Source organism: Streptomyces sp. NPDC004752 (assembly GCF_053601275.1).
The window spans coordinates 1-1,028 of the sequence record NZ_JBSGBN010000318.1 but is presented as its reverse complement, the minus strand read 5'-3'; the positions used below and the strand labels follow the sequence as shown (position 1 = coordinate 1,028).

Genomic DNA, 1,028 nt, shown 5'->3' with positions numbered 1-1,028 from the left:
CCACAGACCGTCAGGAACCAGCCGTTGCGACAGATCGACACCCACAAGCAGCAATGATGCCCCAGCTCACCACATCACCACGTGAGACATCCTCTAAGGGAGTTGGCGGGTTCGCGGATTGCGCCGGCTCTCGTGGCGCTTCGTGCACGGATCGTGTTGTGGTGTGCCGAGGGGCGGCGTCGCAAGGACATCGCCGAGCTTGCCGGTGTGGCACCGTTGACGGTGGACCGCTGCAAGGCCCGCTATGCCGAGCGGGGTTTGGCCGGGCTGGAGGACAAACGCCGGGCGGGCCGCGAACTCAGGTGCCGCCTCGGGTGCGGGCCCGGGTGATCGCCTTGACAAGGATGTCCCCGCCAGCGGATTCCGGGCTCTCGCACTGGTCGACGCGGACGCTGGCCGACTACGTGAGGCGGCGTGAGGGCATTTCGGTGTCCTGGTATTACGTTGCCCGCATCTGGCGTGAGGAGAATCTGAGGCCGCACCGGTTGGGCACCTTCAAGATCTCGAAAGACCCGGCGTTTGCGGAGAAGGCCGCCGATGTCGTCGGTTTGTACCTGGCCCCGCCCGGTGGCGCCGTGGTGCTGTCGGTCGACGAGAAGACGCAGGTGCAGGCCCTGGACCGGACCCAGCCGGTGCTGCCGGTGGCCTTCGCGGTTACCGAGCAGCGCACCCACGACTACGTCCGGCACGGCACCACGAATCTGTTCGCCGCGCTGAACGTCACGACCGGTGAGGTTCTGGGCGAGTGCAAGCCGAACCGGAACGGCGCGAGCTTCCTGGCGTTCCTGAAGAAGGCCGTTGAGCCGCATACAGGGAAGGAGATCCATGTCGTCCTGGACAACCTGTCCACGCACACCACCCCGGACGTGAAGGCGTGGCTGGCGAAAAACCCGCACGTACACTTCCATTTCACCCCAGTCGGATCCTCGTGGCTGAACCAGATCGTGCGACACGAAAGCCGCTTGAGAAGAGCGGACTCACCGAAGGAGGATCGACTGATGTCGAAGGTGTAGCTCCCGAGCCAGTGC

The 1,028-nt window shown here is 65.1% G+C and carries 2 protein-coding genes; both read left to right on the top strand.

Translation table 11 applies throughout. The annotated features are described in order from the left end of the window. Positions 1 to 81: 81 nt before the first annotated feature. Positions 82 to 330, top strand: a complete 249-nt coding sequence (locus tag ACWEKM_RS46645; RefSeq protein ID WP_451627382.1) for a helix-turn-helix domain-containing protein — start codon at positions 82 to 84, stop codon at positions 328 to 330. Next, positions 231 to 1,013: an IS630 family transposase gene (locus tag ACWEKM_RS46640; protein ID WP_451627383.1), complete on the top strand. Its 783-nt coding sequence runs from the start codon at positions 231 to 233 to the stop codon at positions 1,011 to 1,013. The genes ACWEKM_RS46645 and ACWEKM_RS46640 overlap by 100 nt, the downstream gene beginning before the upstream one ends. The last annotated feature ends 15 nt before the right edge of the window (positions 1,014 to 1,028 follow it).